Source organism: Staphylococcus simulans (assembly GCF_002902285.1).
Classification (GTDB): domain Bacteria; phylum Bacillota; class Bacilli; order Staphylococcales; family Staphylococcaceae; genus Staphylococcus; species Staphylococcus simulans.
In genome coordinates this window covers 1-1,365 of the sequence record NZ_PPRU01000091.1, presented here as the reverse complement: position 1 = coordinate 1,365, position 1,365 = coordinate 1, and the positions used below count along the sequence as shown (strand labels likewise).

Sequence of the window (1,365 nt, the reverse complement as noted above, 5' to 3'; positions counted from 1 at the left end):
AATATTATCTCTATTAAATATACTTATTTGTCGTTTCATACTTCTTAGTTCTTTAAGAAATGGATGAGTATAAGACGTATATTGATTATGATTATGTATATCTTTTTTTAAGAGTTGTAAACCAAGATGATCGATAGCTTGATTTAGATGATTTATTCCTTCTTGAATTTCTCTGTCAGGAGTAAAAGATTGAGTACTGCTAATAATATTTTCCAAAGAAGACTGTGCAAAATATTCCTTTGAATAAAGATTTTTAGCATCTAAAAATTTTTTATTATCTGATTGAAGGGTTTTTAGTAAAATTTGATCAATAAAAGGTATCTTGAAATTATATTTATCAATAAGTACTTCTTTTGTATTAATAGAAGTATTTGATGATGTATTTATTGAATCAGTATCTTCTTCGATTATTTCATGTTCATGAGCTATACTAGAGTAATTAATAAATTCATCATATAAGGCATTAAAATCATCACTTTTACCACTCAAAATTAATTCTTTCAATGAATGATACCCAGATACTATATTATTATCACAAGTGATAATCGAATCATCATTACTTCTCAAACTATTAATAAATTTATTATAATTTTCTTTTTCATCTTGATGCTCAAATAGCACCTTCTCAATAGCACTACTTAATTTCTGATATAAAATAACATTTTCATAAAAGTTACTTTCTTTCACTGCATTAAAAAATGTAATTAGTTTTTTTTCTAGAATATCACTTTCTACCGCTAAACGTTTCATAGTTTGAAAAGAAAAATCTGTATCTAATACTTTTTTTAGTTTTCTGAATTCTATATCCTTTACTTCTTTTATTCCTAATTTAAAAAAATCTTCGAATTCTTGTGCATTACTTTTTGACATAGATTCATTAATAGCATCAATATAATCTATATTATTAGGAGTAGTAGGTAAGGGATATTTTTTTTAATAGTTTTATAAGACTACTTAATATTTGATATTCCAAGGAGTTAAAATTGTAATTGAACTGATTATTTTCTGCCTTACCATGATAATTATCCGGTTGATATTTTGAAATGTCTATACCAAATATCTTGTAAAGTAGCTTCATTTGGTTGGTCATAGTTTTTTCAGATAAGCCAACTTTTTCACGAACATGTAATTTTTTAAATTCCATATCATCACTTTTATTACTTAAATAAAAATAACCGACATTGGTTCCCTCATTTTGATTTATATTTATATAAAGTTTTATATATATAATAGATACAAGTTGATGAGCTTTCTTTTTCGTTTTATAATTTTTAAATAACTTTTCCAATTCATTAAATAGTTCATTCTTTTCTTCATCATTTAAACTAGTTTTCCTTAAATCTAATAAAATTAATTCTTTAATAT

At 23.7% G+C, this 1,365-nt stretch carries 2 pseudogenes; both read right to left on the bottom strand.

Annotation, left to right across the window (positions count from 1 at the left end):
- Positions 1-870 (bottom strand): annotated as a pseudogene (locus CD112_RS13865) (DUF6038 family protein); the annotation flags it as partial.
- Between the two features lie 34 nt (positions 871-904).
- Positions 905-1,365 (bottom strand): annotated as a pseudogene (locus CD112_RS13860) (DUF6038 family protein); the annotation flags it as partial.